The following is a 25,814-nucleotide window of genomic DNA, read 5'->3' as shown; positions in this document are numbered from 1 at the left end:
CGGCGACTGAGCGCCCTACGGCAGCGGCACAGAAAACGTGACCTCGGTTCCGCGCTCGTTGTAGGTGAGATCGGGAAAGAACGCCTTGGCGAGGAATACGCCGCGGCCGTTTGCGTCGCGATTGTCGCAGGGTTGATCCGATCGCGTCAGGAAGCGGTTCCAGGTGAAGCCGTTTCCTTCATCCGTGATGGCATACCGCATGCGACGGTGGAACTTATCATACAGCGCCCGGACGATGACGCGCCGTTGGGCGAAGCGCGGGTTGCGGCGCCGTTCATCGATCAGGGCATCAAACCGGTCGGTACTCAACGCCTCATGTTTTTCCCGATAGTAGATTTCCAGGCTGCCGTGTTCCACCGCATTGACGATCAGCTCGATCAAGGTTGTGCGAAGGTGCAGCCGTTGGGTTTCGGGCAGTTCCATGGCCGTACTCTCCATCAGCCAGGTCACACAGGATTCAACGTCGCCGGGATCGGTTCCGATGACCAGGCGATACTCCAACTGCTCGATGCCCGGCACATCATCGATGGTGTGAGGAATTCTCCGGAGCGCCCGATCCAACGCCACGCCGAGTTCTTCTGCCCGGGCCGGTTTGTACAGACAATCTCCCGCGCCGGCTCGAACGGCATCCAGAACAGCCTGTTCATTCCCCGCCTGGGTGGTCGCAATCACCGCCGTTCGCGCGTTTCGTTTAAGCGCTTCGCGGATCAGCCCCAGTCCGTTCGGCTCAGGGAGAAACAGGTCGGTCATGAGCAGATCCGGCGAGGCCATGTCCATCATGGCCAAAGCCACATGCGGATCAGGGGCTGTCATGGTCGAGAGGTCGCGAGTCTTCGCCTGCTCCAGGACCATGGCCAGCGTCTCGGCACAAGGTTCCACGACCAACAGCGTTCTGGATGCGGCGGGACGTGTCACGCCGGAAATCCCTTCTCGATGATGATCTGCAGGGCGGCCGTCAGCCGCTGCACTTCGGCATGGACCTGTTCTCCGATCGCCGCCATCTCGCTCACGGCCGACTGCCTGGCTGATTCCTCAAGCTGCGCTGCCGCGGCTACCGTCGGGCGAGCGCAGAACTCCATCGCCGAACCTTTTAATTTGTGCGCTTCCTTGGCCAGCATCGGAAGATTCTTGTCTGCGAGGGCGGTTTGGATTGCCGCGAGTGCGGCCGGCGAACGCTCAAGAAACATCTCGGCCAGGGTCAGAAATAAGTCCTGATCGCCGTCGAACCGTTCCATGGCGGCTGCCAGGTCCATGACGGGGTGAGCGTCCATTATGACTTCTCCTTTGCCGAAGCCGTGCTGTCGAGCAGTTCGACGCCGAGGAGCGCCACATCGTCGGGGAAAATGTCGCCCTCTAGCCATTGTCGGGCCGTGGTCATGGTATCACCGATGCTGTGCGCCAATGTGTGCGCCCGGTGGCTTTCCAGTGTGGCCTGCAAACGATCCCTCCCCCACAACTCCCCGGCCGGCGACGGAGCTTCATAGATCCCATCACTCAGGAGATACAGACGATCCCGAGGCCGCAATTGTGCGGTCGCACTGTCGAACGAGATCGCCGGGTCGAACCCGAGCGGCAGGCTCGCCGAAGACAACCATTGCGAGTCCCCTTGGAGGGAATGGAGAAAAGCGCCGGAGTGTCCCGCTGCTGCATACGAGAGGGTGCGCGACGGAAGATGCAGACGCCCGACCCACAGGGTGAAATATTCCCCGTCCTGGGTGAGCGGAAACCGATGGTTCGCTTCCGTGATGATGGCCCCCGGATCGAAACTTCCGACGACTTTCGCGAGATTGTCCTCGCGGAGGAAACTCATCAGCGCCACGGCACGCAAGGCAGCGGACACCCCGTGGCCCGACGCATCCAGAATATAAAGACCGAGCGTTTCGGAACCCCAGACACTGACCTGGAACAGGTCGCCGCCCAAGGCGAGAGACGGTTGATAGGCCCACTGCATGCTGATTCCGGGAGCCGGCATGCCGGGGAGAGGAAGCTGGGCACGCACAAAGTCCGCGGCCGATTGCAGCTCGCTCTCCAATTCCGCTTGCTTCGCGGAGAGCAACCGATGAGAGCGATCGAGATCGTCGCGCGTACGTTCGATTTCACGGACCAGCGCACTGGATCGGAGGCTGGCCTGCACCCGTGCCAGAACTTCCTGCTTGCTCGCCGCTTTGCTGAGAAAATCGTCGGCGCCACGCGAGAGCCCCTCCGCAATCTGTTCGGGCTTGTCGTGCGCGGTCATGAGGACGACCTGGCTGGACCGTAACTCCCCGTCCGCACGGATCGCCTCGCAGACGCTGGGGCCGTCGAGACCCGGCATCATCCAATCGAGAATCACCAGATCGGGACGTTGTGCGCGGATGGCGGCCAATCCGGCGACTCCATCGCCGGCTTCGATGACACGGTAGCCCAATCGTTTCAGCCGGCCGGCCATACTGATACGGGTAATCTCATCGTCGTCGACGAGAAGGATGACCGGCACAGGCTTGGCGGCCTTCCCGGCAAGAGATTCATCCACGATGCGATGTGCTGACTCAGCCACGTCTGCTGCTCCTGATCCCGGTGTTATCCGGCCGCCGGAAGACGGCTCCCGGCAAGGGCATCCTGTTCCGAATTATAAACCGGCAGGATCTGGTGGAGATTCGCCAGGGTGATGATTTCTTTGACATAGCTCTGGGGGTTCAGCAGGCTGACCATGCCTTGCGCGGCCGGAAAACTCTGGGCCAGCAGCGCCAATGTGCCGAGCGCCGAACTGTCCAGAAAGCGAACCCCTTGCATGTTCAAAATCAGATGCCGACAGCCCGCTCGCTTACTCCGTTCCACCGCCGCTTTGAACGTGGTGCGATTGGCGTAGCTGAGTTCACCCGTCAGATCGAGAATGATGGACTGCCCGATACGGCGTTCAGTGATCTGCATACACGGCTCCTCCCCCGAGCTGAGTCCCGATCTTAGGCGCTTTTCTTAGCCAGGGTCGACACGCCGGCATCGATCATCGGGATCGTCTTATGCAAATTCGCCAGTTCGATAATCTGGCGAACCGTCGGCTGAGGATAGGCCAACGAGAGCTTGCGTCGTTCGGCTTCCAATTGCCGGTGGCTGATCATCAGCAACCCCAATGCCGCGCTGTCGAGAAACGCCACCTGGGACAGGTCGATCACGACTTCTTCCACTTGATCGGTGCAGACAGTCTTCAGCATCTCTTGAAACGCTTTGCGCTGGGTGTAGGTAAAGTTTCCTTCGAGTCTCAGGGTCGCTTTCCTATTATTCGTTTCCTGGGAAATTTTCATGATGGCTCCTCTCTGCGCAAAGGTGAACGATCAGGCACGGGTGACATGGTTCAAAATAGTCGACGCAATCTCGTTGAGCGGCCGGACGATCTCGGCGGCGCCGAGCTTAATGGCCTCTTTCGGCATCCCGAACACCACACATGAGGCCTCGTCCTGGGCGATGGTATAGGCGCCGGCTTCCTTCATCCGCAGCAGTCCCTTGGCGCCGTCTCCGCCCATTCCGGTCAGGATCACACCCACCGCGTTGCCGCCGGCATATTGCGCGACGGAGTCGAACATGACGTCGACCGAGGGGCGATGGCGATTGACCGGTTCGTTTTGGTTGATGCGGACCGAATAGCGCGCGCCGCTGCGGACCAGCGTCATGTGGTAATTGCCGGGAGCAATCAGCGCATGCCCCGGCAGGACGCTGTCTCCGTCCTCGGCCTCCTTGACGGAGATGCGGCAGAGTTGGTTCATCCGGTCGGCCCAGGTTTTGGTGAACCGCTCCGGCATGTGCTGGGTGATCAGGACCGGAGGAGTGTTGGGTGGCAGGACTTGCAGCACCTCCTTGACCGCCTCGGTGCCTCCGGTTGAAGCGCCGATGGCGATGATCATATCCGTGGTCTTGATCATGGCCGAACTCAAGACCGCCGGCCGGGCGCCGTCCGGGCCGGACACCGGGGCTCCCCGCCGAATGCAGGCTGTGGCAGCGCCTTTGACTTTTGCGATCAGATCGTCGGCGAGATTGTCCATCCCCTCACGGAGATCGATCTTGGGTTTGGTAATGAAGTCGACGGCGCCCAGTTCCAATGCCCGCAGTGTGGTTTGGCAACCGGCTTCCGTCAGCGAACTCACCATAATCACAGGCATGGGGCGCCCGCGCATGAGTTTCTCGAGAAACGTCAGCCCGTCCATCTTCGGCATTTCCACGTCCAGCGTGAGCACGTCGGGGTTGAGCGCTTTGATTTTTTCTCTGGCCACATAGGGATCCGGCGCGCTGCCGATCACTTCGATGGCAGGATCCTTGGAAAGCAGTTCGGCCAGTACTTGCCGCATCAGCGCAGAATCGTCGATCGTCAGAACCCGGATCTTAGCCATGGCGAGGAATCTCCTGGTTGTATGGTGAGGGCCTATCGCCTGCCGCCACCAGTCGTCTGATGTCAGAAAAGTGTGACATTGCTCTCTTGTGCAATCGGTTCGACTTCGATCCGATGCTGGTATTCGGTTTCTCGATCGACAATCGTCCGATTCTTCACCCGCTCGAGTTTTTTCATCAGTACTCGGCCTGAGTCGGTAAAGTAGTAGACCTTTCTCGGGAACACGTCGCCCAGATCGCTCTTCGCGAGCGTGTAACCTTCGGTCTTGAGGTACTGCAGGACCCATTCTGTATTCCGGGCCCCGACATCGATATTGCCGTCATAAATCCGTCCGGCGCCGAACAACTTCACCTCCAGCCGGTGTTTCATGCCACCGCGCTTGAGGATCTCGTTGATCAACTGCTCCATGGCGAAAGAACCATAGCGTGTGGATTCCCCTCCCCAGGCATCGCCCGACTGATGCTCCTTCGGTGCCGGGAGCATGAAATGATTCATGCCCCCGACTCCCGCGATCGGGTCCCGGACACAGGCTGAGATGCAGGAACCGAGGACGGTATAGACCACCATGGGTTCTCGGCTCACGAAAAACTCACCCGGGAGAATACAGGCGACCTCGGTCGGGAAACGGTTGTCGTTCATCCGCCGGATGTGAGAGAAGGTGTCGGTGTCGATACGAGCCATGCAGGTCAGGCTTCCTTCCAGTAAATCGTCGGCGCGATGGTCTTGAACGGGTGGGATACCCACTGCAGGCTTTCCGAATGACCAATGAAGAGATACCCGCCGGGTTTGAGATGGTGATAGAACTTGTTGACCAGCCGTTCCTGCGTCGGACGGTCGAAATAGATCATCACATTCCGGCAGAAGATGAGATCCAGCGGCGCTTTGATCGGAAAACGGTCGTCCATCAGGTTCATACGGCGAAACTTGATGATGGCGGAGAGGTGCGGCTTCACCTTGACCAGTCCGGCGCTGTCCCCGCGTCCCTGGAGGAAATGGCGTTTCACAATCTCTTCCGGAACTTCGCGCACACGCTCTTCGGCATAGAGCCCTTTGGCGGCGTGGGCCAACACACGGGTGGAGATGTCTGACGCCAGAATCTGAAAGTTCCACAAGGCCGGATTCTTCACGGCCTCGTGCAACGTCATGGCGATGGTGTACGGCTCCTCCCCGGTCGAGCAGGCGGAAGACCAGATGCGAATGCGCTTCTCCTGTTCCAACGTGGGGAGAATGCGCTCGCGCAGAAAATGGAAATGTTTGGGTTCGCGGAAAAAGTCGGTCTTGTTCGTGGACAGCAGATCCAGCATCCGCGTGAATTCTTCCCCGCTCTCATCCCGGGTGACGTACTCGTAGTACGAGGAAAAATCCTCCATTTGGAGGTCGCGCAAACGTTTGGTGAGACGGGACACCACTAAGGATTGCTTGCTGTCCCCCAGTGAGATGCCGCTTTCGTCGTACAACAAGGTGCGGATGCGCTCATACTCCTGCTTCGTAATGGCATAATCCATCGTGTTAGCTCCGGTACCAGACAAACAACATCAAATAGACGAGATACGCGGTGACCATCGTGCCGCTGAACGTCCAGACCAGTGCATTGCCCATCCGCCGGTGGGTCGTCATGCCGGCCACCATGGCCCCGACGCTTCCGTACCGCAGGCGGTGGAGGCCCATATAGAGGTTGTAGGCGCCCAACCCTATGGTCGTGACTGCGAGCAGCATGTGCGTGACGAACACCGGCACATAGACGCTCCAATAGGCGCTGTCAGGGCCTTTGAACGATTCGCGCCCGAAGATCGCTTGTTTGAGGACGTAGGCCACCAGCCAGATCCCGACGATCGTGCAGCCTACGATCATGCGATGTGAATGATGCGAGACATCGTGCGACTTGGCGGCTCGCACACCGGCCAACACAACCAGATAGGCGACAGTCAGGCTGGAGAGGACGAGGTACCAGAGAATTGTTTTTAGGTCCATGATCCGTCCCTGGGCTAGAGGTGGTATCAACCGGGACTATCCACGCTGATCCAGCTCGCGCACACCCGCACCATCTTGTATCGGTCGTTCTGACTTGTTTCTTAAGGGGGACCCGGTTCGGGAGAAAGAAGGAGAAGTACAGGCACGAGGAAGTGAGGCGCGCTGCGGGAGTGGGCAAAATCTGCCCACTCCCGCGGCATGAACCCTAGAATTCTTCGAAGTCGTCGTCCTTCTTTCGGCGGTCGTGACCGTTTCCGGCTCCAACCCCGGCGGGCTCCTTGGCGTCACCCGGTTTGGACGAGAAGCCCGGCTTCTTCAGCGCCGGTTTCGGGGCGGCGGCACCCGACTTGACCGGCGTCTTGACCGACGAGCCCGTGTGTCGCGCAGGGGCTTGTGTTCCTGCCGAGTTCACCACGAACACTTCGATCTGAGTCATCAGTTCCTTGGCCTGGTCCTTCATCGACTGACTGGCCGACGTGGTTTCCTCTACCAACGCCGCGTTCTGCTGGGTCGTCTCGTCCATCTGCATGATGGCCTTGTTGACCTGGTCGATGCCCTGAGCCTGTTCCTGCGAGGCAGCCGTGATTTCGGCGATGATGTCCGTCACACGTTTAACCGAGCTGACGATCTCTTCCAGTGTCTTGCCGGATTGATTGACCAACTCGCTGCCGTCGTTCACGCGCTGGATCGATTCGTTGATCAAGCCCTTGATCTCCTTCGCGGCCGTCGCCGACCGTTGTGCGAGGTTGCGTACCTCGGCGGCCACGACTGCGAATCCGCGACCATGTTCCCCTGCCCTGGCCGCTTCCACCGCGGCATTCAAGGCCAGCAGATTGGTCTGGAACGCGATCTCGTCGATCACGGTGATGATGTCCGCGATCTTCTTGCTGCTCTTATTGATCTCGCCCATGGCTTCCACTGCGCGGACGGTGACGGATCCGCCCTTGTCGGCGATGTCGCGTGCCGCGATGGCCAATTGATTGGCCTGTTTCGCGTTGTCTGCGTTTTGCTTCACGGTCGAGGTCATCTCTTCCATCGAGGCCGATGTCTCCTCCAGCGCACTCGCCTGTTCCGACGTGCGTTGAGACAGATCTTCGTTCCCCTTGGTGATCTGCTCGGCGCCGGCCGACACGGCTTGTACAGCCTCCCGCACCGTGGTGATGGTCTGGCTGAGGTTTTGCACCACGGCATTGATGCTGGTCTTGACCTTGTCCAGATCGCCGCGATAGGTGTTCGTCATTTCCTGCGTGAGATCGTTGCTCGCGAGCCGACCGAGGACAGCCTGGGCTTCAGCGACAAGTTTCTCCATTTCGGCCTGCGACTGTTTTTGAGCGGTGATATCGGTTGCGAACTTCACCACCTTGTACGGTTTTCCGCTGGCGTCGAAGATGGGGTTGTAGGAAGCCTGAATCCAGATCTCCTTGCCACCCTTTCCGATCCGCTTGTACACGCCGGCATCGAACTCGCCGCGGTTGAGTTTCGCCCAGAAGGCCTGATACTCGCCGCTGGCGGCATAGCCCGGTTCAGCGAACATCCGGTGGTGTTTGCCCTTGATCTCGTCCAGGCTATAACCTAAACATCCCAAGAAGTTGTCGTTCGCAGTGACGATAGTGCCGTCGAGGTTGAATTCGATGACAGCTTGTGCCTTGCTGACTGCGGCCAATTTCCCTTCGAACTCCGCCGCCTTGTTCTTTTGTTCCGTAATTTCGGTGGCGAACTTCACCACTTTCTGCGGTTTGCCGGCAGCGTTCAGAATCGGGTTGTAGACGGCTTGAATCCAGATTTCCTTGCCGCCCTTCCCGATGCGTCTGTACACGCCTGAGTCGAACTCGCCGCGATTGAGTTTTGCCCACAGGGCCGTATACTCGCTGCCGTTGACATAGACCGGATCGCAGAACATCCGATGATGCTGCCCTTTGATCTCCTCGAGGGTGTAGCCGAGACAATTGAGGAAATTATCGTTGGCAGTGACGATGGTGCCGTCGAGGTTGAACTCGATGATCGCCTGAGACTTGGCGATCGCAGCCGATTGTTGCTCCATCTTCCGCTTTTCAGTGACGTCGGCCCACTCCAACGCATTTCCCAGGTACTCCCCGGTAGGACTCATAATGGCTGTGACCAGAAGACTGAGGGTCAATGGTCCGATCTGAATATCCGCTTTGTGCGGCATGTTGGCCGGGTTCGATAAGATCCGGCGCTGCTTGCTCGGATCCACATGGAAGTCGTCGATGCAGACGCCGATGACTGCAGAGGCATTGAATTTCGGCAGCACCTTCTTGATCTCCGCCTCGAGCGCGACCAGCGTCTTCTGAGCGGTGGCGTTGGCATACGTGATGACCAGGTTACGGTCACACAACAGAATGTTGTTCTGCGACTGATCGAGGGCCCCCAGATAGAACCCCATCATCTCCGTTCCAGCCGCCGCGCCCTTCTTCTGTTTTGCCTTACTCATCGTCTTGTCTCCTTGTGTGGAATGTGCACGCTCCGCTCCGGCGAGCATGATGGTCTTGATGGCTCCGTATGCGTCGGTCCAGGCTTGTTTGACCTGGGGGGTCCATGCCGGTCCGGCACATTCACCGAGGACGGCCAGGAGGTTTTCTCCGACCGCATCGTAGTGAGCCGGCTTCGCTCCGTAGCCGACATGCCTGGCCCCCATATCCTGCAACACGGGGGTGAGCTTGTCCGGGTGACGGAGGTTCTGAATCACGAGAACCAGGGATGCCAACAGCTTCTTTTTCTGTTCCTTGATCGAGGTCTTCTTGAATAGCGGTTTCACGGCCGGATACTTCTTGAACAGCCGTTCGTAAAACCGGGTCACTAATGCCTCGCCCTTTGGGGCCACAAGCTTAAAACTGGACTCTAATAATTCCACGTTCAATCCCATGTCCTGCTCTCCCTTGGTTCGAATAGTTAGGCTGCGGCTTTCGTCGCTTCTTGCATGTCTCCATCGGTCAACAGACGATCCATATCGAGTAGGGCCACCAGCTTGTCCCCGGCCTTGCCGATGCCGTTCAAGAAGCTCACGTCCACCTGCGCTCCGAACTGCGGAGCGGGCTGGATGTCTTTCTTGTCGATATCCAGGACATCCGACACCGCATCCACCACGAGGCCCATGATTTTCTCTTTTACGACGACCACGACGATCACGGTAAACATCGTGTATTCAATCGTCGGCATACCGAACTTCGTCCGTAGCTCGACGATCGGGACGATGGTGCCGCGCAAGTTCAGCACACCCTTGATGTGGGCCGGCGTATTGGGAATGCGAGTGACTGCCGTGTAGCCTTTGATTTCCTGAACCCGGAGAATGTCGACCCCGTACAGTTCTTCCCCCAGCTGGAAGGTCAGGAATTGACTGCCGTCGGTCGTAATTCCCATCTGCTGATTCGAATCTTTGCTCGCCAACTCCTGAGTCGCCATCGTATCCTCCTCGCCCTGTTCGTGGTATCCAACCCATCGATCCTGTCTCTGAGGCCGTCTCTACGCCGCCTTTGCGGTTCTTTGCCGCGCAATATTGAGCAATCCGCGCACATCCAGAATAAAGCCGACCGTGCCGTCGCCAAGAATGGTGGCGCCGGCCACCCCTTCGATCTTCCTGAAGTTCTGTTCCATACTCTTGATCACCACCTGCTGTTGGCCGAGAATTTCATCGACCATCACGGCGACGCGTTCGCCTTCGGTTTCCAGAATCAACAGGATGGCCTTCGTCGGATCCGAGAGTTCCGGCTCCAACTGAAACACGTCGTACAGGCGCATGAGAGGAAGATAGGTGCCGCGCACATTGACCAACTCCCCTTTGCCGACGATGGTTTTGAGCATCTCGCGTTTAGGCTGAATCGACTCCAGGATCGAGAGGAGCGGAACGATGTACGTATCCTGACCGACCCGAACCGTCATGCCCTCGATGATCGCGAGCGTGAGCGGAAGCTTGAGTGTGAACGTGGTGCCTTTGCCGGTGACGGTCTTGATGCTCACCGTCCCGCCTAAGCCTTCGATGTTGCGTTTCACGACATCCATGCCGACACCGCGGCCGGACACATCCGTGACTTTTTCAGCGGTGGAGAACCCGGGTTTGAAAATGAGCATCCAGATTTGCTCGTCCGACAGTTTGTCGGACTCCGCGATCAATCCCTGCTTAATACCCTTTGCAAGAATCTTGTCCCGATTCAGACCGCGCCCGTCGTCCTCGACGGTGATGCAGATGCTGCCGCCTTCGTGAAACGCGTTGAGGCGGATGATGCCTTGTTCCGGCTTTCCCGCGGCTACGCGTTCATCCGGCGGCTCCAGCCCATGATCTGCTGAGTTCCGCACCAGATGGGTCAACGGATCGCCGATCGATTCGATGACGGTCTTGTCGAGTTCGGTTTCTTCTCCCGACAGGATCAGTTGAATTTTCTTTCCAGCCTTGCCGGACAGGTCGCGCACCAGACGCGGGAACCGGCTGAACGCATTCCCGATCGGGACCATGCGAATCCCCATGACGCGCTCTTGGATTTCCCTGGTATTGCGTTCCAATTGTGCGACGCGTTCGAGCAGAACCGGGAGCTGGCTCATTTCAAAACGAGACCCCAGATCACTCAACATGGACTGCGTAATGACCAACTCCCCGACCAGGTTGATGAGGCGATCGATCTTGACGGTATCGACTCTGATCGACGGGGTTTCAGCCTTCTTGGCCGGTACGGCGCCTTCGGATTGTTTCTTGAGCGCCTCGGAGATTTGCTCCGGAGTGGCCACTTTCTGTTCGACCAGGATTTCTCCGACCTTCTTCTGTTGGGACAAGGCCTGATTCAACTGAGACTGTGACACCACTCCGGTCTCGACGAGGATTTCGCCCAATGGCTTCGCCCCCTCGGACACTGCGGCGGTCGCGTGTGTGTCGACCGGATTGTCGACGATCGTCAGGGTGCTGTCCTCGCGGACGAAATCAAAGACTGCGTCGATGACCTTGAGGTCTTTGCCGGTTTCGAGATCCAGCGTCCAGCCGAGATAACATTGCTCGGGATCTAACTCCGCCAGGGCTGGTAATCGTCCGGCATCCAAAGCGAGATGCGTGACGGTACCCAGGCCGGCCAGTTCCTTGAGGAACTGTGCAGGATCGAGCCCCCGCTGAAACAGGTACTGCGGCGGCGCCCAGGTGATGGTGAAACGATGTGTGCCCGGCGGCAGCGAACGTTGATCCGCAGCCGGCACCGCCGTCGGTTGGCCGGGAGCCGGTGTGCCTTGGCAGGCTTCAAGCCTGCCTCCAAGGGCGGCCACGTGGGCTTCGTCAGGAGCGGCACCGGTGCGGGCGCAATCGATCAGGGTTTTGAGGCAATCCAGCGACTGCAGCAGCAAATCCGTGATGTCGACCGTCACGACCATCTGACTGCTGCGCAGCTGATCCAGCACCGATTCCATCTTGTGGGTGAACTGGGAGACGGCGGTGAATCCGAACATGCCGCTGTTGCCCTTGATGGAATGGGCCCCGCGAAAGATTCGATTCAGCAGGTCGATGTCGCCCGGCCGCTGTTCGAGCTGGAGCAATCCTTCTTCAATCGTCGTCAGGTGTTCCTGGGACTCTTCGAAAAAGGCGTCTTTGAAGTGTGAGAGATCAGTGCTCATGTGATGGGCCTCGTCATCGGTCAATCGTCGTTCGTCGATGGAAATGAAAGAGTCACACCCGCCTGGTCGCTACCACGTTCCGATTGCGGATGACGCGTGACCATCGGCGGGTGACGCGATTCAACCGGGCAGCACCTTCTTAATGACGGCCATCATCTGCTCGGGATTGAACGGCTTCACGATCCATCCGGTGGCTCCGGCGGCCTGTCCCGCCTTTTTCTTGTCGTCGGAGGCTTCGGTCGTCAGCATCAAGATCGGGGTGAACTTGAGGGCCGGCATCTTCCTGATTTCCTTGATCAGGGTGATGCCGTCCATCTCGGGCATGTTCAGGTCGGTGACGACAAGGTCCGGCTTGGCCCCGCCGTTCACTTTGCCGACCGCCTCTTTGCCGTTGCCGGCTTCCACAACCTGATAGCCCGCGCTGGTCAGGGTGAATGCCACCATCTGTCGCATCGTGGGAGAATCGTCGACCACCAACACTGTTTTCGCCATGGCGCACTCCTTCATTCTTCTGATAAACGGACGTTACCTAAAACAACGTGACATTGGCGTCTTCCGAAGAAGCACTATCCTGGGATGGCGCGGGGACATACCCGGTTGCGGCCTGGTGGAACACCGCGCGTTCTTCTTCCATGGTGTAGCTGCGGTCGAGCTTCGTGAGGAAGTCCATCTTGGCTGCCACCTGCTCCTGCGAAAATCCCTGGATCAGGGCATCCATCACCGCGCGAACCTCGGTGAGCGGTTCGATGACGTGTTCCAGTTTCTGTCTGGTGATGTCCTGGAACTGGAGTGCCATGATGATTTGACCGACGTCCCGCGCCAGTTCATCCGCATGGGATTTCGAGTTCATCACGGCCGATTTCAGCGTATTATTCCGTTCGGCCAGGTCACGCGTCATCTTGTCGAGGCGGTGTTTAATCGACAAGGTTTTGCTCAGATCCACAGACGCCAGGCTTTCCACCGTACCCATCGCTAACGTGGTGTTCTTCTGGACGTCCATGACCAGGCTGTTAATGCTGCTGGCAGCCTGTCCTGAACGGTTCGCCAGTTTGGTCACTTCATCGGCGACGACGGCGAACCCGCGACCATGTTCTCCGGCTCGTGCGGCTTCGATCGCGGCGTTGAGGGCCAGCAATCTGGTCTGGTCTGCAATAAACTCAATTTCGCCGATCATGCCGGTGATCGCCTTGGTGCTACGCTCGACTTCGTCCATAATGGTCGCGATCTGAAGCGCCATTTCCGATGACTTCATGACGTCGCCGACAAAGCCTTCGAGCATGGTGTCCGTGGTCTTCAAGACCGTATCGAGGCTCATCTCGCCGTCACCAAAGAGATGCGTCGATTCCCTGGCTTGGACCGTGGCGCGCGACGCGATCATGCTGAACCGCTGCCCCAGATCGGTGGCAGCCTGCTCGGTCTGGCTGATCACGCTTTTCATTTGAGCGTTTAGGACGGCGACCAGGGGAATGGTGGACTGTCCGAGTTGCTCCCACGCGGCGGTACGCTCCGCCTGCTCTTTCAGCATGGCGTCATGGGTGGCCTGGAGCGCCTGTCTTGCTGAAGCCGTTCGGCGCTGACACCACATCCAGGCGACACAGGTACCGGCGAAGAAGGCTCCCAGAGAGACTGATAAGTATGACATCATCGGCTTGATTCCCGTACGTGGTGACGAAGTGGGACAATGATTACGCGCCTAATTCAGCCATGCGCGATCGCATCGGATCAGTCACCCCTGTCAGCACAATACGTTCGGACCGACGGACGGCAATAAGCAGTTGAATCGCTGAGGCATCGAGTTTGTCCACCTCGGACAGGTCCAGTTCGACTTGAGGATGGGCGGTGACCGCCTGCTTGAGCTCCTCGTACAACGCACCGACTTCAAATATTGTTAAATCACCAGCCGGCTTGAGGATCATGAACATCTTCCTTTCGAGAGGTGAACTCCGCCTCACGTACGTATCGGTCACTGTCGGACAATTCTTAACACCTAAGGGTGTTGCTGTAGACGCCGTGGTCACCGTCCGCTCACTGGAGATGCCGACCGCTCTTAGAGCGGTTGAGCCGGGGGGGTATTGCCCGGCAACATGGAATCGAGAGTCTCCTCGCTCAGGCTCTTCTCCAGAATAATAATTTCAACCCGACGGTTTTTCGTCCGGCCTTCAGGCGTGTCGTTGCTTGCGACTGGTTTGGAGTCGGCGAATCCAGTGGCTGAGAGGTGTGAAATCGGCACTTCATAGAGTTCGGAAAAAATCCGGACGACCATGACGGCCCGGACCGCCGACAGTTCCCAGTTCGATGGGAATTGCGCGGTCCTGATCGGCACATTGTCGGTATGACCCAGGATACGGACATGCCGATCCATCTCGATCAGAATCTGAGCCAGGGATTTCAGAAACGGTAAGGCCTCGGGACGCACCCGTGCTTCTCCGCTCGTAAAGAGAATCGATTCAGGCAGGGAAATCATGATGGTCCCGTTGCCGGTTTCGATAATTTTGATATCCGGCATTTCCAGCGCGAGCGACGGATGAATCTTTTTCATGATCTCTTTCATCCGCCTGATGACCGGTTCGTTGGCGCTGGACATGTCGGGATTGATCATCTTCGGCTTCGCGTCGCCGACGGCGAAAGGCAAGCGGCTGGACGGCGTGCTGTTCACCGGATTCAATGCCGCTTTGATCGAGTCGCTCACCGTTCGATACTTGCCCTCGTTGACGGACGAGACGGAATACATGACCACGAAAAAGGCGAACAGCAACGTGATGAAGTCCGCATAGGACACCAGCCAGCGTTCGTGGTTTTCGTGTTCTTCGTGTTTCTTCTTCGCCATCGAATGCCCGTGAATCGTCTCAGGTGCAACGTGAAGTGCTGGATCAAGGCTACGAGATAGGGTTCCGCACGACCAGTGATGTTATTTCTTGTCTTCTTTACTTCGCTCGTGCGGAGGGAGGAAACTCTCGAGCTTTTCCTGTAAGAGCCGGGGGTTTTCGCCCTGAGCCAGGCCGACGAGCCCCATAATGACCATGGTCCGCAAGCCGGCTTCTTCTTTCAGTTTGAACTTCATCTTGTTGCCGATCGGCAGGAAGAACAGATTCGCGGCGCCGACGCCATAGACCGTTGCGACGAAAGCAACGGCGATACCGCCGCCGAGTTTTGACGGGTCGGCCAGGTTCTCCATCACGTGAATCAACCCGAGGACGGCCCCGAGAATTCCGACGGTGGGCGCATATCCGCCGGCGGCTTCCCAAACCTTGGCCGCATGGACGCCTTCCTCTTCATGGTGTTCGACCTCGATTTCCAGGATTTCCTGAAGCAGTTTCGGGTCGGTGCCATCGACGATCAGCTGGATGCCTTTTTTAAAAAACGGATCGTGCAGGTCCTTTATTTTCCCTTCCAACGCGAGTAACCCCTGCTTGCGCGACACGTTGGCCAGGTCGAGGATCTGTGTAATCGTCCCTTTCACGTCGTGAGGAGGATTGGTCAGCGCCAGCGAGACCATGCTGATGGACTTCAAGACCACAGACAGCGGGTTCTGAACGCAACAGGCGCCGATCGTTCCACCCATGACGATGATAAACGCCGTCAGTTGGAGGACTGATCCGACATGGCCGCCTTCGAGCGCCTGGCCGCCCAGGATGGAGCCGATCGCGATGACGACACCTAAGATTGTTGCGATATCCACGGGTCGATTACCTCACCACGGCTTCCGGACGCCGCGCATCGCCGTACCCAGAATGGTGGGCTTGCGTCGTTCGGAAGCACTCTGATAGCGTGCGATCGAGTCACAATTGTCTTGCATGGAGGTGCTCTCGTGGGTCCTGCCGATAGCTTGATGCTCGATGCCAAACAAGCCATTCTCGATGAGCAACATCGGAAATTTCAGGTCCTGCAGAAGGAGGGGCGTTGGCCGGAAGCCATGCAACAGTTTCATGTCACCTTGCGTTGCGCATCGGATGTGTTGACGGAGTCCTTGCAGTTGCTTGAGAGGGTCCTTGACGCCCGAAGCCGTCGCGGACCCTCTCAGCCACCTTCTTCCGACCCCCAGAACTCCTAACCCACCCCTGGACGATCACAACGCCTCTGTCGTACACCCATCATGGTCAGGCAGATTCCTACGCTGCTTCCCGGGCTAAGAGCAGCCGACTCAGATCCACCAGAATGAGGAGCCGGTCATCGATCCGTCCGACCCCCTGGGTGAATTCAGCCCCGGCCATTGTGCCGACCGAAGGCGGCGGCTCAATGGCGCTTCTCGGCACCCGCAAGACCTCTTCCACTGAATCCACGATCAGCCCGACCAGTCGTGCCTGTACCGAGACCACCACGATACGCGTCTGCGTGGTCTGTTGGGCTCCGCTCAGGCCAAACAGTTTTCTCAGGTCCAGTACGGGAATGATGCGGCCCCGCAGATTGATGACTCCCTCCACATAGGGAGGCGTCTTTGGGACTCGCGTGACCTCCACGATCCGGTTGATCTCCTGTACACTCAGGACATCCACCGCGAACTCTTCGCTACCGATCAGGCAAATCACGAACTGCAGCAGATCGTCACCGGTCTTCTCCTCCAGACGGTCCGCAGGCGTGTCTGCGGTCGCCTGGTAGTGAGATTGCACCTGTTGTTCAGTCGCACTCATGCTGGGCTCCTTCTCGTGGTTGCTGCTTAGAGCTTGAATCCACCCACGATCCCCTGCAGTTCGACCGCCAACTGGCTCAGGTCCTGACTGGCCTTCGCCGACTCATGTGCGCCGGACGACGACTCTTTGGTGACCTTCGCCACATTTTCAATATCGCTTGCGATCTGTTGCGTCGCGACCGACTGCTGTTCCGATGCCACCGCAATCTGTCGGATCATATCGGCGCTCTCTGAGACCATGCGCACGATCTGCGACAGGGCTTCACCGGTCTTATTGACCAGATCCACACCGGCCGTGACTTTCTGTGTACCCTGTTGCATCGAGTCCACGGCTCCCCGTGTATCGTGCTGGATTTGGCGGATCATATCGCCGATTTCCTTGGTCGCTTTGGTCGTCCGTTCAGCGAGTTTTCGGACTTCATCGGCCACCACGGCGAATCCCCGACCCTGTTCACCGGCTCGAGCCGCTTCGATTGCCGCGTTCAAGGCCAGCAAATTGGTCTGGTCGGCGATGTCTTCGATCGTGCGCACGATCTCGCCGATTTGGTCGGACGATTTGCCGAGATCAGAGATAATCGTCGCCGAATTCGACACGGCTTCAGACAACTGTTGCATACCCGAGATGGTGCTCGACACGACGGTTCCGCCTTCTTGAGCGGTTTTCACGGTGTCTTGCGCCAGACTGGCCGCTTTGCCGGAGTTCTGCGCAACCTGGCCGACGGTCGCATTCATCTCCTCCACCGCAGCAGCGGTTTGAGACGCGCGCGAGGTCAAGGTGTCGGTGCCCTTTGAAATCTCTTCAGCGGTCGCGGATAATTCCACCGAGGCGGACGCCACTTTGTCCGTCACGTGGGCGACCTTTTTGATCATGTTCTGCAACTTTTCAATGAACTCATTGAAGTACTTGCCCATGTGAGCGATTTCATCGTTGCCCTCAGCCGGCACACGCTTGGTAAGGTCGCCCTCGCCCTTGGCGATGTCGCGAGAAATGTCGCTCATTTTTGCCAAAGGTTGCAGCACGATCGTGCGGAGCAGGAAATAGGTGATCGCCATGATGATCACGACCACGCCGGCCATCAGGCCGCCGGTCTGCCACATGGATTTACTGGACAGCGCAATGGCGGGGCCCATCGGCAAGGCCACGCTCAACATGCCGAGCGTGTCGCCGACCTGATTGCTCGTATGGCAGCTGAGGCAAGCCGCCGTCGTCGCCTTATCTACGACCGCACGGCGAAAGGTCGGTACTCCGTTGATATCATCCCGTCGAGCGTAGCTCTCGGCTCCGGCCATAATGGCCCTGATCGCTTCGTTCTCGAAATTGTCTTTCGGGGAATTTGAGGAGTTCATGGGGTTCTGACTCACGAGTCTGGCGCTATACATTCCCGACCTGGTGGCTTCTTCCCCCATTTCTCGAACCGCGGTGGCCGGAACCGGAATCGCGTCCGCGTTTCCCGCATGCTCTTTAAGCACCTGGATTTCAGAGCCAGCCTTCGATTTCTTAATCTTGGCGGCATAGTTGGTGGCGATGTAGGCCCGCCCGATCAAGATTTGCTGCGATAACACTTGGGCACGCCCGACCAGCATGGTGTCCATCTTATCTTCTTCTTGCTGATACAACACGAAAAGTCCGATGGCGATCGCGATGAACGCCGCCACAGAAATCGACAATATGAACTTGGGTCCAATGGTCATACTCTTCATCATGCTCCCCATAACTCCTCCTACCTCTCCATTTGTGAACGATTGAGTTGAGGTTCCCTATCACACCATATTCATGATTTCGCCGACCACTTTGGACAGCGAAACCACTTTCTCAGCACATCCGGCCTCGACGACGGCTTTCGGCATGCCGTACACGACACTCGATGCCTCGTCTTGCGCCACGGTCCGCCCCTTCGCTGCCTTGATCGCTTTCATCCCCTCCAGTCCGTCGTGTCCCATCCCGGTCAAGATCACCCCGATCGTGCGTTCGCCGTACAGCGCCGCCACGGATTTCAACATGATGTCGACCGACGGAGCGTGAGGATGGTTTTCCACATTGGGCGATAACTTGACGACTGAACTCGTAATTGTTTTCTTGACGATGCGAAACTGCATCCCACCGGGAGCGACGAGCACACGGCCGGGTTTCACTTCATCGCCGTCGACGGCTTCCCGCACATCCAATGGGGATAGATTGTTCAGTCGCTCGGCAAACGGTTTGGTAAAGGACTTCGGCATGTGCTGGACGATGACGATGCCGGCCGGAAAATCCGCAGGAATCGTCGGGATGATTTCAAACAGCGCTTGGGGTCCGCCTGTCGAACAGCCGATGGCTATGAGCTTGGTGCCACGAGTCACACTCACCGATTGGCTGCTTAACGCTTTGGCCGGCATAACGCCTGGCTTCACGCTTCCCGTCACCGGCATCCTTTTCAGTTTCGCGCCGGCATATCTGGCGGCCAGAACTTTGGAGACCAGCTGTTGCTGAATGTCCGCAATCTTGGACACGACACCATCGAGTTGTTTCGGCACAAAATCAACCGCACCCCATTCCAACGCCTGCAGGGTTTCTTGAGCGCCTTCGACGGTAATCGAACTGACCATAATGACCGGCACAGGGAATTTCGACATGATCTGCTGCAACGCCTGCAGGCCCGTCATCCCCGGCATTTCCACATCCATCGTGACGACATCGGGTTTCAACTGCTGGACTTGTTGAATCGCTTCTTCGCCGTTCCGTGCGACGCCCACAACGTGAATCTGTTTGCCCTCTTCGAGCATGGTCGTCAGGCTTTTTCGCATGAAGGCCGAGTCGTCCACGACCAAGACGCGGACCGGATTCGTTGCACGTTGTGCCTGTATCTGTGGAAGCGCCATAATCTCTAGCCGATACATCGGCCGTCTATTCCGAAAGCTTAAGCCTCCGGATCTTCGGTCGTTCATGAAGTCTGTGCTTATGCGGCCTTCTGCGCCTGCTGGTTGGACTCCTCGATATGGAATGCGAGTTTCTCACCCAACATCTTGGCGTCGAACTTGGTGATGTAATCGGTCGCCCCGACGGCTCTCCCCTTTTCCATGTTGCAGGCACCGGTTAAGGAGGAGTGCAACATGACGGGCAAGTGCGCCAGCCGCGAGTCGGCACGAATGTGCTTGGTCAATGTGAATCCATCCATTTCCGGCATCTCAATATCGCTGAGGATACATTGGATCTGATCCACTCGCTCCTTGCCTTCCGCCGTCGCCTGATCTGCGAGTGCTTGCAGTTTTGCCCAGGCTTCTCCTCCGGTGGTCGCCATGATGTAGGACATCTCGAGACGTTCCAACGCCTTACGAATCTGCATCCGGGCGACGGATGAATCGTCGGCGAACAACATGCACTTCGATTTAAGCGCCGGAGCGGCCACCATACCCGCAAACACCTCATCGTCCGAACGGGGGCAAATGTCGTTCAACACTTTTTCCACGTCCAAAATGAGGACCATCCGACCGTCCTCAAGCATCGTGACGGCTGTGACCGCGCCTTTGTTGTTTTCTCTGACAATCGCCGGGGGCGTCTTGATGGCTGACCATGAGAAGCGAATGATCCGATCGACGCCGGCGACCAGGAATCCTTGCAAGCTCCCGTTGTATTCCGACACGATCAAATAGGGATTTGTTCCGGGCGGGCCTCCCACCTGACCCTCGTGTTCCGTTCCCAATCCCAAGCTTCGTTTAAGGCCCACCACGGGAACCATGATTCCGCGAATATTGGCCATCCCCACGATGCGGCTGTCTGCCTCCGGAATCTGAGTGAGCTCGGGCAATTTCATCACTTCACGAACCTTAAACACGTTGATCCCGAAGATTTCGTTAGTACCAAGTTTAAACAGCAGCAATTCCATCTGATTGGCCCCGGCCAATCTGGTTCGAGCATCGATTTCATTGATGAGAGTGGACATACTTCCTCCGATCTCGCACGTCGCTGTTCATCTATCGCGTTAGCCTACGCAGGTGACTATCTCTCACCTGTCTCTGCTTATTCGCCGGGGGCGACCGTTAGACGGTTATCCCGGAGTTGTGCCAAGCTTGGGCGTTCTGGACCAATTCCGAAGTGTCCAGAATCAGCACGACCTTACCCTCGCCGGTAATGGTGGCTCCTGACACGCCTTTGACCGTTTCCAGATAATCCCAGATGGACTTGATGACGACTTCCTCCTGCGAGCGCAGTTCGTCGACGACCACTCCGACTCGTCGATCGCCCAACGCGGCGACGACCACATAAAATCGCTCCCGTTCCGTGTCGGTTGGAATGTCGAATTCCTGCGCCAGACGAATTAGCGGCAAGACTCGATCCCGCAGGTGCAACACTTCACGCCCGTTGATCGTTTTGATGTCCGAACGTGAGATCCGGACCGCTTCGATCACGGTGCTCAACGGGATGGCGAAAATCGAGCGTTCAACTTCCACCATGAGCGCCTGAATGATCGCAATCGTGAGCGGCAGCTTGATGATGATCTGGCTGCCTTTGCCGGCTTCGGATTCGAGGTCCACACTACCGTTGATTTTTCGAATGTTGGTGCGTACCACATCCATGCCCACGCCACGACCCGACACATCGGTCACCTGTTCGGCCGTGCTGAATCCAGGCAGGAAAATGAGGTTCAAGACTTCGCGAGGCTCCATCGTCGCGAGTTCGGCTTCGCTGATCAGCCCCTTTGCCAACGCTTTCGCTTTGATCTTCTCGACTTGAATCCCGCGACCGTCGTCGTTGATCCGGATCACGATGCTGTTGCCTTCCTGGCTGGCGGCAATGGTCAGCTGACCTTCGGCCGGTTTGCCTTTGGCCTGTCGTTCTGCCGGAGTTTCAATGCCATGATCGATGGCGTTGCGCACCAAGTGCACGAGCGGGTCTCCGATTTCGTCGGCGACGGACTTGTCGAGTTCAGTTTCCTCTCCGCGCATTTCGAGATGAACCTGCTTGTTCAGCTTCTGCGAGAGGTCACGCACCATGCGAGGCAACTTGGCAAACACTTTCTTGATCGGCAGCATGCGCGTCTTCATGACAGCCAGCTGTAAGTCGGTGGTCACCAGATTGAGTTGCGCGAGTGTTTCGCTCAACACGCGCACCTGCGGATCGGATTCATGGTGCTGTTCCAGCTGCGTTCCGATTTTGATCAGACGATTGCGACCCAAGACCAACTCCCCGACCAGATTCATCACGCTGTCGAGGCGTTTGGTTTCCACGCGGATGGTGGCATCCTCTTCCACAGGCTTCGGCTGTTTTTCCTGCTTGTGCAGCGCCTGATCCAGGGCGCGCTCGGTAATGGCTTTCGCCTGAAGCAAGATCTCGCCCAGCGGCGTCTTGGGCTCCGGCTGATGTTGTTGGGTGGTCAGCGCATCGAGGACCTGTTCTTTAGAGGCCAGGCCGTCGTTCACCAGAATTTCACCCAGCGTCGGCGGCGCGGTCGCCGGGGCCTCCTGAGCGGGCGTGGAAGTTTCGACCTTCGGCGCAGCCGGCGATGTTTCCACATGTGCCGAGGCCTGAGGCTCGCTCGGTGCTGTGCCGTTGAGGATATCGTCGAGTTTCGACGCAATGACGGCCGTGGCGACATGGTTGTCGGTACCCGACTCCCGAATGTCGGCCATGATCGCTTTGATGACATCGATGGTTTCAAGAATCACGCTGATGATCGCCGGGCTGACGGCCATTTCGGCCTGGCGCAGTTTGTTGAGAATGTTCTCTCCGCGATGCGCGACGTCCACCAGGTGATTAAAACCGAGAAAACCGGCGGATCCTTTCATGCTATGCATCGCACGAAAGATTTCGTTCAGAAGGTCCGTGTTAGTGGGATCCGATTCGAGGGTGACGAATCGCTGATCCAAGACTTCCAGCATTTCATTGGATTCGGTCAGGAAGTCGTTCAGTATTTCCTGCATTTCATCGCTCATAACCCACCTCAGTTAAAACCGAATTGCTTCAAGATTTCGTCCGCGAGATCCTGATCCATCGACGTATTCTTCGTTGCTTCCAGTTGCTTCAACATTTCGCTGGCTTTGCCCTGATCGGCCTTCGCAGCCTGCTTTTGATAGGGACCGAAGACCACCACGAGTTGAAGGAGTTTATGCTCGACTTCATCCAGAATCGTGACGAGTTTGTTGACGCTTTGCGCCACCAGGTCCTGGAAGGACAGCGCCGTCATAATATCGAGCAACCGCTTGTCGTCTTGTCCCAGCGTCTGCCCCAGTGTGTGCATCTGTTGTATGAGCGCGGGGGAAACCTTCGCTTGCTGGAGGGTCTGTGTCATCTCCTTCAGCATCTTGCTGATCTGGGCATGGTTGTCCTGGATGGCCTCCACTTCAAGCATGACCCGATGTGTGCCCTGTTCGGTCTGGGTTTTCAGATTGAGAAGGTGGGTCTGCGCTTGAGGTAACTGCTCCGTCGATGCATTGACCGGGGCGCTGAATTCGGAGAGCGTCTTCATCGTGGTATCGATGAACCGGGCGAGTTCTCCCAGCTCCTCGTAGAGTTTCGTGTCAGGCGCCTTCGCTTCCTGCTCATCGTCATTGACCGCAATCTGTTTTTTTGTCGCCGCCTGTGGTTGTGCCATCGTGACCCTCACCGGTTAAGAGCCGATTACTTGAAAATCTTGTTGATCTTCTCCTGCATCGTCTCGGCGGTGAACGGCTTGACGACATAGTTGCTGACGCCGGCCTGGACGGCCTCCATCAGATTTTCTTTCTGCGCTTCGGCGGTGACCATCAGGACGGGGATTTTTTTCAGCTTCTCGTCGGCACGAATGGCGCGCAGCATGTCGATGCCCATCATGACCGGCATGTTCCAGTCGGACACCACGAAGCCATAGGTGTCGGCTTTTAACTTCGTCAGCGCTTCCTGCCCGTTTTCGGCTTCTTCTAAATTGTTGAAGCCGAGCTGCTTCAGGATATTCTTCACGATGCGGCGCATGGTGGACATGTCATCGACGACGAGAATCTTCATATTTGGATCGGCTGGCATGAATCATCCTCCTTACTGTTTCTCATGAATGACGGAACGGCCCGCATGAATGGTTCTGAAAAGCCCGGTGGTGTCGTGCAATGTTTCTGAGAATCCGATCATCAAGTAGCCTTTGGGCCGCAAGGCGTCGCGCAGATCCGACACGATCTGCCCTTTGGCTTTTTCGTCGAAATAGATCAGGCAGTTGCGGCAGAACACGATGTCGATGCCGCGGATCAGCTTGAGTCTGGGGCGGTCGTAGAGGTTCACGTTCATGAACCGCACCATGTCCTTCACCTGAGGCACGAGCGTCTGCTGCTCTTTCTTGCCGGTGAAATATTTGGCCAGCATGCCCGGCGGGACTTTCCGCAGGGAGTGGGAACTGTAGGTCGCGGTCCGCGCAATGTTCAGGACATTTTCGCTGATATCAGTTCCCAGGATGTCGATGGTCCAGCCTGAGAGCGGAGCATAGTCCCGCAGCAGCAAAGCAAGGGTGTAGGGCTCGTCGCCGGTCGAGCAGGCGGCGCTCCAGATCCGGAGCTGTTTTGTGCCCGCGTTCGTCTTCATCACTTCCGGGATCATGACCTTCATGAAGCTCTCAAGCTGAGCCTCGTCGCGGAAGAAATAGGTCTCATTGGTGGTGATCACCGTATAGAGTTCGGTGACCTCACGGTCCCGGTATGCATCGAAGCGCAGGAAGTTGAGATAACTCTCGAACGTCTGACAGTGGCAGGCCTTCAATCGAGGGAGGAGCCGGCTTTCCAGCAGATAGGTCTTATTGTCCTGAAAGAAGATGCCCGTCTTTTCATAGATCAGATCCCTGAGCTGTTTGAACGTGTCAGGAGACAGCTTGGGCGCGGGGAGATCCGTTTTTCTTACCGTGTTGGTGTCGGCCATCGATTTCCTCGTCTAACCCGTCCGTGGTGATAGGCCCGAGCATCGGACGGCAAGGCCGTCCGAGCCACTCATGTTCCTGTAAACCCCGCAGATGCTCTCTCAGAAAGAGATCAGTTCTGCTGAGTTCGGTTGTGCATCCAGTCGTGGATATCGCGTCGGAGAAACCGCCAATGCTTTCCGATTTTTGACGCCGGCAGTTGTCCGAGGCGCGCGAGCTTATAGACCGTGGACTTGGGCACGCGCAGAAAGCGCGCCACTTCCAACACGGTTAGAATTTCGCTATCCGAAGGCGATGCACCGTCGAGGTTCACTTTGGTTGTTGCTGTGATGGCATCGTTCATAATGGATATGGTATCGGTGCACACCGTCACAAACTTGAATGGTCTGTTGATGTCATAGGTTGGGAACGCGCGGCGATCGGCTCTACGGCCCTCTACCAGCGGTGAGGACGCTTCCGATGGGAGTCTTACTCGCTGAAACGTGTGTTCTGGCTGTGCTGAGCTTTCGTCGGCACATCGTGGTCCCGGTGCCGGCGAATCTGCTCCGCCGCATCGTGTTGTCCGGCCAATGTCAGTGCACCGATGAGATTCTGGGTGAGGCGTGGATGGTCCGGCGCATGCGCGTCACCCAGGCGAAAACTGGCAATCGCGTCATCATAGCGCCCCAATGCGACGTAGGTTTGCCCAAGGTTGTTGGCCAGACCAGGATGCTCCGGCTTGATGGAGTAAGCGGTTTGAAATGCGGCAAGGGCATCGGGATACCGTTCCTGAACATAGGCGACAATGCCCAGCCACGCATAGGCGCGCCAATCTTGCGGATTTAGAGTTAGGGCGCGGCGAAACGCCTTCTGGGCATCTTCCAACCGGCCAAGACTCACCAGCGCTCGCCCCTCCCCGTCGAACGCCGTAGCATAAATCGGGTTTTGATCGGCTATGACCTTGAATTCCAGAAGAGCATCCTCGGCCAATCCCCTCTCAAGAAACAGGATGCCGCGTTTCTCTCGAACCCGTGCGCGCCCCGGGTCCAGTCGCAACGCTTTCTCGTACTGCGCCATCGCAACGGTCAAATTCCTCCCGGCCACGGATCGATCTGCAAGATGCTCATACTCATCGGCCGTCAGAAGCGGGGGTACCGGCGAGAACCCGTTCTCCGACTTCGGCGACTCAGCCCCTACGCCGATCCGTCCGGCGGTGGCGTCATGATGACTCCGCGGAGGAGGCGCTTGCCCCGCGCACCCGCACACCACACCTGTCAGAGCTATGGCAAGATACCATGCAGGATGACGACGACTATTCATCACAACCGTTATCGGCGGCTGACGCATAGACTTAAGGCGGTAGGACACCGAAGAATTCGGAGGGACGGTTTGGGCCGTATCAGGGAGCGACCGCATCGCTGAG

The 25,814-nt window shown here is 57.6% G+C and carries 28 protein-coding genes; all 28 read right to left on the bottom strand.

All coding sequences use genetic code 11. From position 1 onward, the window contains the following. Positions 1–15 precede the first annotated feature (15 nt). The 28 genes from H8K11_09640 to H8K11_09505 all read right to left on the bottom strand — a co-directional run bounded on the left by H8K11_09640 (position 16) and on the right by H8K11_09505 (position 25,711). Positions 16–915: a response regulator gene (locus H8K11_09640; protein ID MCS6264007.1), complete on the bottom strand. Its 900-nt coding sequence runs from the start codon at positions 913–915 to the stop codon at positions 16–18. Next, entirely contained in the window at positions 912–1,271 is a 360-nt protein-coding gene (locus H8K11_09635; GenBank protein ID MCS6264006.1) for an Hpt domain-containing protein, read from the bottom strand. Before H8K11_09635 ends, H8K11_09640 begins: the two co-directional genes overlap by 4 nt. Beyond that, a complete protein-coding gene (locus H8K11_09630; protein ID MCS6264005.1) occupies positions 1,271–2,536 on the bottom strand; it encodes a SpoIIE family protein phosphatase in 1,266 nt (421 codons plus the stop codon). The genes H8K11_09635 and H8K11_09630 overlap by 1 nt, the downstream gene beginning before the upstream one ends. Before the next feature lie 23 nt (positions 2,537–2,559). Further along, the gene (locus H8K11_09625; protein ID MCS6264004.1) at positions 2,560–2,910 is read right to left on the bottom strand and encodes an STAS domain-containing protein; all 351 of its coding nucleotides are present in this window, start codon (positions 2,908–2,910) and stop codon (positions 2,560–2,562) included. A 32-nt stretch (positions 2,911–2,942) separates the two neighbouring features. Next, positions 2,943–3,281, bottom strand: coding sequence for an STAS domain-containing protein (locus H8K11_09620; protein MCS6264003.1), 339 nt, complete (start codon positions 3,279–3,281; stop codon positions 2,943–2,945). 30 nt (positions 3,282–3,311) lie between these two features. Beyond that, positions 3,312–4,361, bottom strand: coding sequence for a chemotaxis response regulator protein-glutamate methylesterase (locus H8K11_09615; protein MCS6264002.1), 1,050 nt, complete (start codon positions 4,359–4,361; stop codon positions 3,312–3,314). 62 nt (positions 4,362–4,423) lie between these two features. Beyond that, positions 4,424–4,999: a chemoreceptor glutamine deamidase CheD gene (locus H8K11_09610; protein MCS6264001.1), complete on the bottom strand. Its 576-nt coding sequence runs from the start codon at positions 4,997–4,999 to the stop codon at positions 4,424–4,426. A 47-nt stretch (positions 5,000–5,046) separates the two neighbouring features. Continuing rightward, the gene (locus tag H8K11_09605) at positions 5,047–5,865 is read right to left on the bottom strand and encodes a protein-glutamate O-methyltransferase (GenBank protein ID MCS6264000.1); all 819 of its coding nucleotides are present in this window, start codon (positions 5,863–5,865) and stop codon (positions 5,047–5,049) included. A 4-nt stretch (positions 5,866–5,869) separates the two neighbouring features. Continuing rightward, positions 5,870–6,331 (bottom strand): DUF420 domain-containing protein, encoded by a 462-nt coding sequence (locus tag H8K11_09600; GenBank protein MCS6263999.1) that lies wholly within the window; start codon positions 6,329–6,331, stop codon positions 5,870–5,872. Between the two features lie 205 nt (positions 6,332–6,536). Next, positions 6,537–9,215, bottom strand: a complete 2,679-nt coding sequence (locus H8K11_09595) for a PAS domain S-box protein (protein MCS6263998.1) — start codon at positions 9,213–9,215, stop codon at positions 6,537–6,539. A 26-nt stretch (positions 9,216–9,241) separates the two neighbouring features. Then, on the bottom strand, positions 9,242–9,709 hold the full coding sequence (locus H8K11_09590) for a purine-binding chemotaxis protein CheW (protein ID MCS6263997.1): 468 nt from the start codon (positions 9,707–9,709) through the stop codon (positions 9,242–9,244). Between the two features lie 102 nt (positions 9,710–9,811). Next, on the bottom strand, positions 9,812–11,935 hold the full coding sequence (locus H8K11_09585) for a chemotaxis protein CheA (GenBank protein ID MCS6263996.1): 2,124 nt from the start codon (positions 11,933–11,935) through the stop codon (positions 9,812–9,814). 120 nt (positions 11,936–12,055) lie between these two features. Continuing rightward, positions 12,056–12,427, bottom strand: coding sequence for a response regulator (locus H8K11_09580; GenBank protein ID MCS6263995.1), 372 nt, complete (start codon positions 12,425–12,427; stop codon positions 12,056–12,058). Positions 12,428–12,464: 37 nt separating this feature from the next. Further along, on the bottom strand, positions 12,465–13,580 hold the full coding sequence (locus H8K11_09575; protein ID MCS6263994.1) for a hypothetical protein: 1,116 nt from the start codon (positions 13,578–13,580) through the stop codon (positions 12,465–12,467). Positions 13,581–13,620: 40 nt separating this feature from the next. Further along, positions 13,621–13,851 (bottom strand): STAS domain-containing protein, encoded by a 231-nt coding sequence (locus tag H8K11_09570; GenBank protein MCS6263993.1) that lies wholly within the window; start codon positions 13,849–13,851, stop codon positions 13,621–13,623. A gap of 131 nt (positions 13,852–13,982) precedes the next feature. Further along, positions 13,983–14,762: an OmpA family protein gene (locus tag H8K11_09565; GenBank protein MCS6263992.1), complete on the bottom strand. Its 780-nt coding sequence runs from the start codon at positions 14,760–14,762 to the stop codon at positions 13,983–13,985. 81 nt (positions 14,763–14,843) lie between these two features. Then, on the bottom strand, positions 14,844–15,614 hold the full coding sequence (locus H8K11_09560) for a flagellar motor protein (GenBank protein MCS6263991.1): 771 nt from the start codon (positions 15,612–15,614) through the stop codon (positions 14,844–14,846). Positions 15,615–15,626: 12 nt separating this feature from the next. Then, positions 15,627–15,863 (bottom strand): hypothetical protein, encoded by a 237-nt coding sequence (locus H8K11_09555; protein MCS6263990.1) that lies wholly within the window; start codon positions 15,861–15,863, stop codon positions 15,627–15,629. Between the two features lie 181 nt (positions 15,864–16,044). After that, positions 16,045–16,497: a chemotaxis protein CheW gene (locus H8K11_09550; GenBank protein ID MCS6263989.1), complete on the bottom strand. Its 453-nt coding sequence runs from the start codon at positions 16,495–16,497 to the stop codon at positions 16,045–16,047. Positions 16,498–16,589: 92 nt separating this feature from the next. Continuing rightward, a complete protein-coding gene (locus H8K11_09545; GenBank protein MCS6263988.1) occupies positions 16,590–18,266 on the bottom strand; it encodes a DUF3365 domain-containing protein in 1,677 nt (558 codons plus the stop codon). A gap of 57 nt (positions 18,267–18,323) precedes the next feature. After that, positions 18,324–19,421: a chemotaxis response regulator protein-glutamate methylesterase gene (locus tag H8K11_09540; GenBank protein ID MCS6263987.1), complete on the bottom strand. Its 1,098-nt coding sequence runs from the start codon at positions 19,419–19,421 to the stop codon at positions 18,324–18,326. Positions 19,422–19,498: 77 nt separating this feature from the next. After that, positions 19,499–20,482 carry a chemotaxis protein CheV gene (locus tag H8K11_09535; protein ID MCS6263986.1) on the bottom strand — a complete coding sequence of 328 codons (984 nt, stop codon included), beginning with the start codon at positions 20,480–20,482 and terminating at the stop codon, positions 19,499–19,501. A 97-nt stretch (positions 20,483–20,579) separates the two neighbouring features. Beyond that, a complete protein-coding gene (locus H8K11_09530) occupies positions 20,580–22,472 on the bottom strand; it encodes a chemotaxis protein CheA (protein ID MCS6263985.1) in 1,893 nt (630 codons plus the stop codon). A gap of 8 nt (positions 22,473–22,480) precedes the next feature. Continuing rightward, positions 22,481–23,131, bottom strand: a complete 651-nt coding sequence (locus tag H8K11_09525) for a protein phosphatase CheZ (GenBank protein MCS6263984.1) — start codon at positions 23,129–23,131, stop codon at positions 22,481–22,483. Positions 23,132–23,157: 26 nt separating this feature from the next. Then, positions 23,158–23,538, bottom strand: a complete 381-nt coding sequence (cheY, locus tag H8K11_09520) for a chemotaxis response regulator CheY (GenBank protein MCS6263983.1) — start codon at positions 23,536–23,538, stop codon at positions 23,158–23,160. A gap of 12 nt (positions 23,539–23,550) precedes the next feature. Beyond that, on the bottom strand, positions 23,551–24,414 hold the full coding sequence (locus H8K11_09515; GenBank protein ID MCS6263982.1) for a protein-glutamate O-methyltransferase CheR: 864 nt from the start codon (positions 24,412–24,414) through the stop codon (positions 23,551–23,553). A 110-nt stretch (positions 24,415–24,524) separates the two neighbouring features. Further along, the gene (locus H8K11_09510) at positions 24,525–24,755 is read right to left on the bottom strand and encodes a helix-turn-helix domain-containing protein (GenBank protein MCS6263981.1); all 231 of its coding nucleotides are present in this window, start codon (positions 24,753–24,755) and stop codon (positions 24,525–24,527) included. A gap of 125 nt (positions 24,756–24,880) precedes the next feature. Continuing rightward, a complete protein-coding gene (locus H8K11_09505) occupies positions 24,881–25,711 on the bottom strand; it encodes a tetratricopeptide repeat protein (protein ID MCS6263980.1) in 831 nt (276 codons plus the stop codon). Between the last annotated feature and the right edge of the window lie 103 nt (positions 25,712–25,814).

It is taken from the genome of Nitrospira sp. (assembly GCA_024998565.1).
Lineage (GTDB): Bacteria > Nitrospirota > Nitrospiria > Nitrospirales > Nitrospiraceae > Nitrospira_A.
Note: the sequence above shows the minus strand (reverse complement) of the source record. Positions and strands in the feature narration are given on the sequence as shown.

What these genes read in the sequence shown, in the direction of transcription:
- H8K11_09635 (MCS6264006.1), bottom strand. Translation starts at nt 1,271, where the DNA reads ATGGACGCTCACCCCGTCATGGACCTGGCAGCCGCCATGGAACGGTTC.
- H8K11_09625 (MCS6264004.1), bottom strand. Translation starts at nt 2,910, where the DNA reads ATGCAGATCACTGAACGCCGTATCGGGCAGTCCATCATTCTCGATCTG.
- H8K11_09620 (MCS6264003.1), bottom strand. Translation starts at nt 3,281, where the DNA reads ATGAAAATTTCCCAGGAAACGAATAATAGGAAAGCGACCCTGAGACTC.
- H8K11_09615 (MCS6264002.1), bottom strand. Translation starts at nt 4,361, where the DNA reads ATGGCTAAGATCCGGGTTCTGACGATCGACGATTCTGCGCTGATGCGG.
- H8K11_09610 (MCS6264001.1), bottom strand. Translation starts at nt 4,999, where the DNA reads ATGAACGACAACCGTTTCCCGACCGAGGTCGCCTGTATTCTCCCGGGT.
- H8K11_09605 (MCS6264000.1), bottom strand. Translation starts at nt 5,865, where the DNA reads ATGGATTATGCCATTACGAAGCAGGAGTATGAGCGCATCCGCACCTTG.
- H8K11_09600 (MCS6263999.1), bottom strand. Translation starts at nt 6,331, where the DNA reads ATGGACCTAAAAACAATTCTCTGGTACCTCGTCCTCTCCAGCCTGACT.
- H8K11_09595 (MCS6263998.1), bottom strand. Translation starts at nt 9,215, where the DNA reads ATGGGATTGAACGTGGAATTATTAGAGTCCAGTTTTAAGCTTGTGGCC.
- H8K11_09590 (MCS6263997.1), bottom strand. Translation starts at nt 9,709, where the DNA reads ATGGGAATTACGACCGACGGCAGTCAATTCCTGACCTTCCAGCTGGGG.
- H8K11_09585 (MCS6263996.1), bottom strand. Translation starts at nt 11,935, where the DNA reads ATGAGCACTGATCTCTCACACTTCAAAGACGCCTTTTTCGAAGAGTCC.
- H8K11_09580 (MCS6263995.1), bottom strand. Translation starts at nt 12,427, where the DNA reads ATGGCGAAAACAGTGTTGGTGGTCGACGATTCTCCCACGATGCGACAG.
- H8K11_09575 (MCS6263994.1), bottom strand. Translation starts at nt 13,580, where the DNA reads ATGATGTCATACTTATCAGTCTCTCTGGGAGCCTTCTTCGCCGGTACC.
- H8K11_09570 (MCS6263993.1), bottom strand. Translation starts at nt 13,851, where the DNA reads ATGATCCTCAAGCCGGCTGGTGATTTAACAATATTTGAAGTCGGTGCG.
- H8K11_09565 (MCS6263992.1), bottom strand. Translation starts at nt 14,762, where the DNA reads ATGGCGAAGAAGAAACACGAAGAACACGAAAACCACGAACGCTGGCTG.
- H8K11_09555 (MCS6263990.1), bottom strand. Translation starts at nt 15,863, where the DNA reads ATGAAACTGTTGCATGGCTTCCGGCCAACGCCCCTCCTTCTGCAGGAC.
- H8K11_09545 (MCS6263988.1), bottom strand. Translation starts at nt 18,266, where the DNA reads ATGATGAAGAGTATGACCATTGGACCCAAGTTCATATTGTCGATTTCT.
- H8K11_09540 (MCS6263987.1), bottom strand. Translation starts at nt 19,421, where the DNA reads ATGGCGCTTCCACAGATACAGGCACAACGTGCAACGAATCCGGTCCGC.
- H8K11_09535 (MCS6263986.1), bottom strand. Translation starts at nt 20,482, where the DNA reads ATGTCCACTCTCATCAATGAAATCGATGCTCGAACCAGATTGGCCGGG.
- H8K11_09530 (MCS6263985.1), bottom strand. Translation starts at nt 22,472, where the DNA reads ATGAGCGATGAAATGCAGGAAATACTGAACGACTTCCTGACCGAATCC.
- H8K11_09525 (MCS6263984.1), bottom strand. Translation starts at nt 23,131, where the DNA reads ATGGCACAACCACAGGCGGCGACAAAAAAACAGATTGCGGTCAATGAC.
- cheY (MCS6263983.1), bottom strand. Translation starts at nt 23,538, where the DNA reads ATGCCAGCCGATCCAAATATGAAGATTCTCGTCGTCGATGACATGTCC.
- H8K11_09515 (MCS6263982.1), bottom strand. Translation starts at nt 24,414, where the DNA reads ATGGCCGACACCAACACGGTAAGAAAAACGGATCTCCCCGCGCCCAAG.
- H8K11_09510 (MCS6263981.1), bottom strand. Translation starts at nt 24,755, where the DNA reads ATGAACGATGCCATCACAGCAACAACCAAAGTGAACCTCGACGGTGCA.
- H8K11_09505 (MCS6263980.1), bottom strand. Translation starts at nt 25,711, where the DNA reads ATGAATAGTCGTCGTCATCCTGCATGGTATCTTGCCATAGCTCTGACA.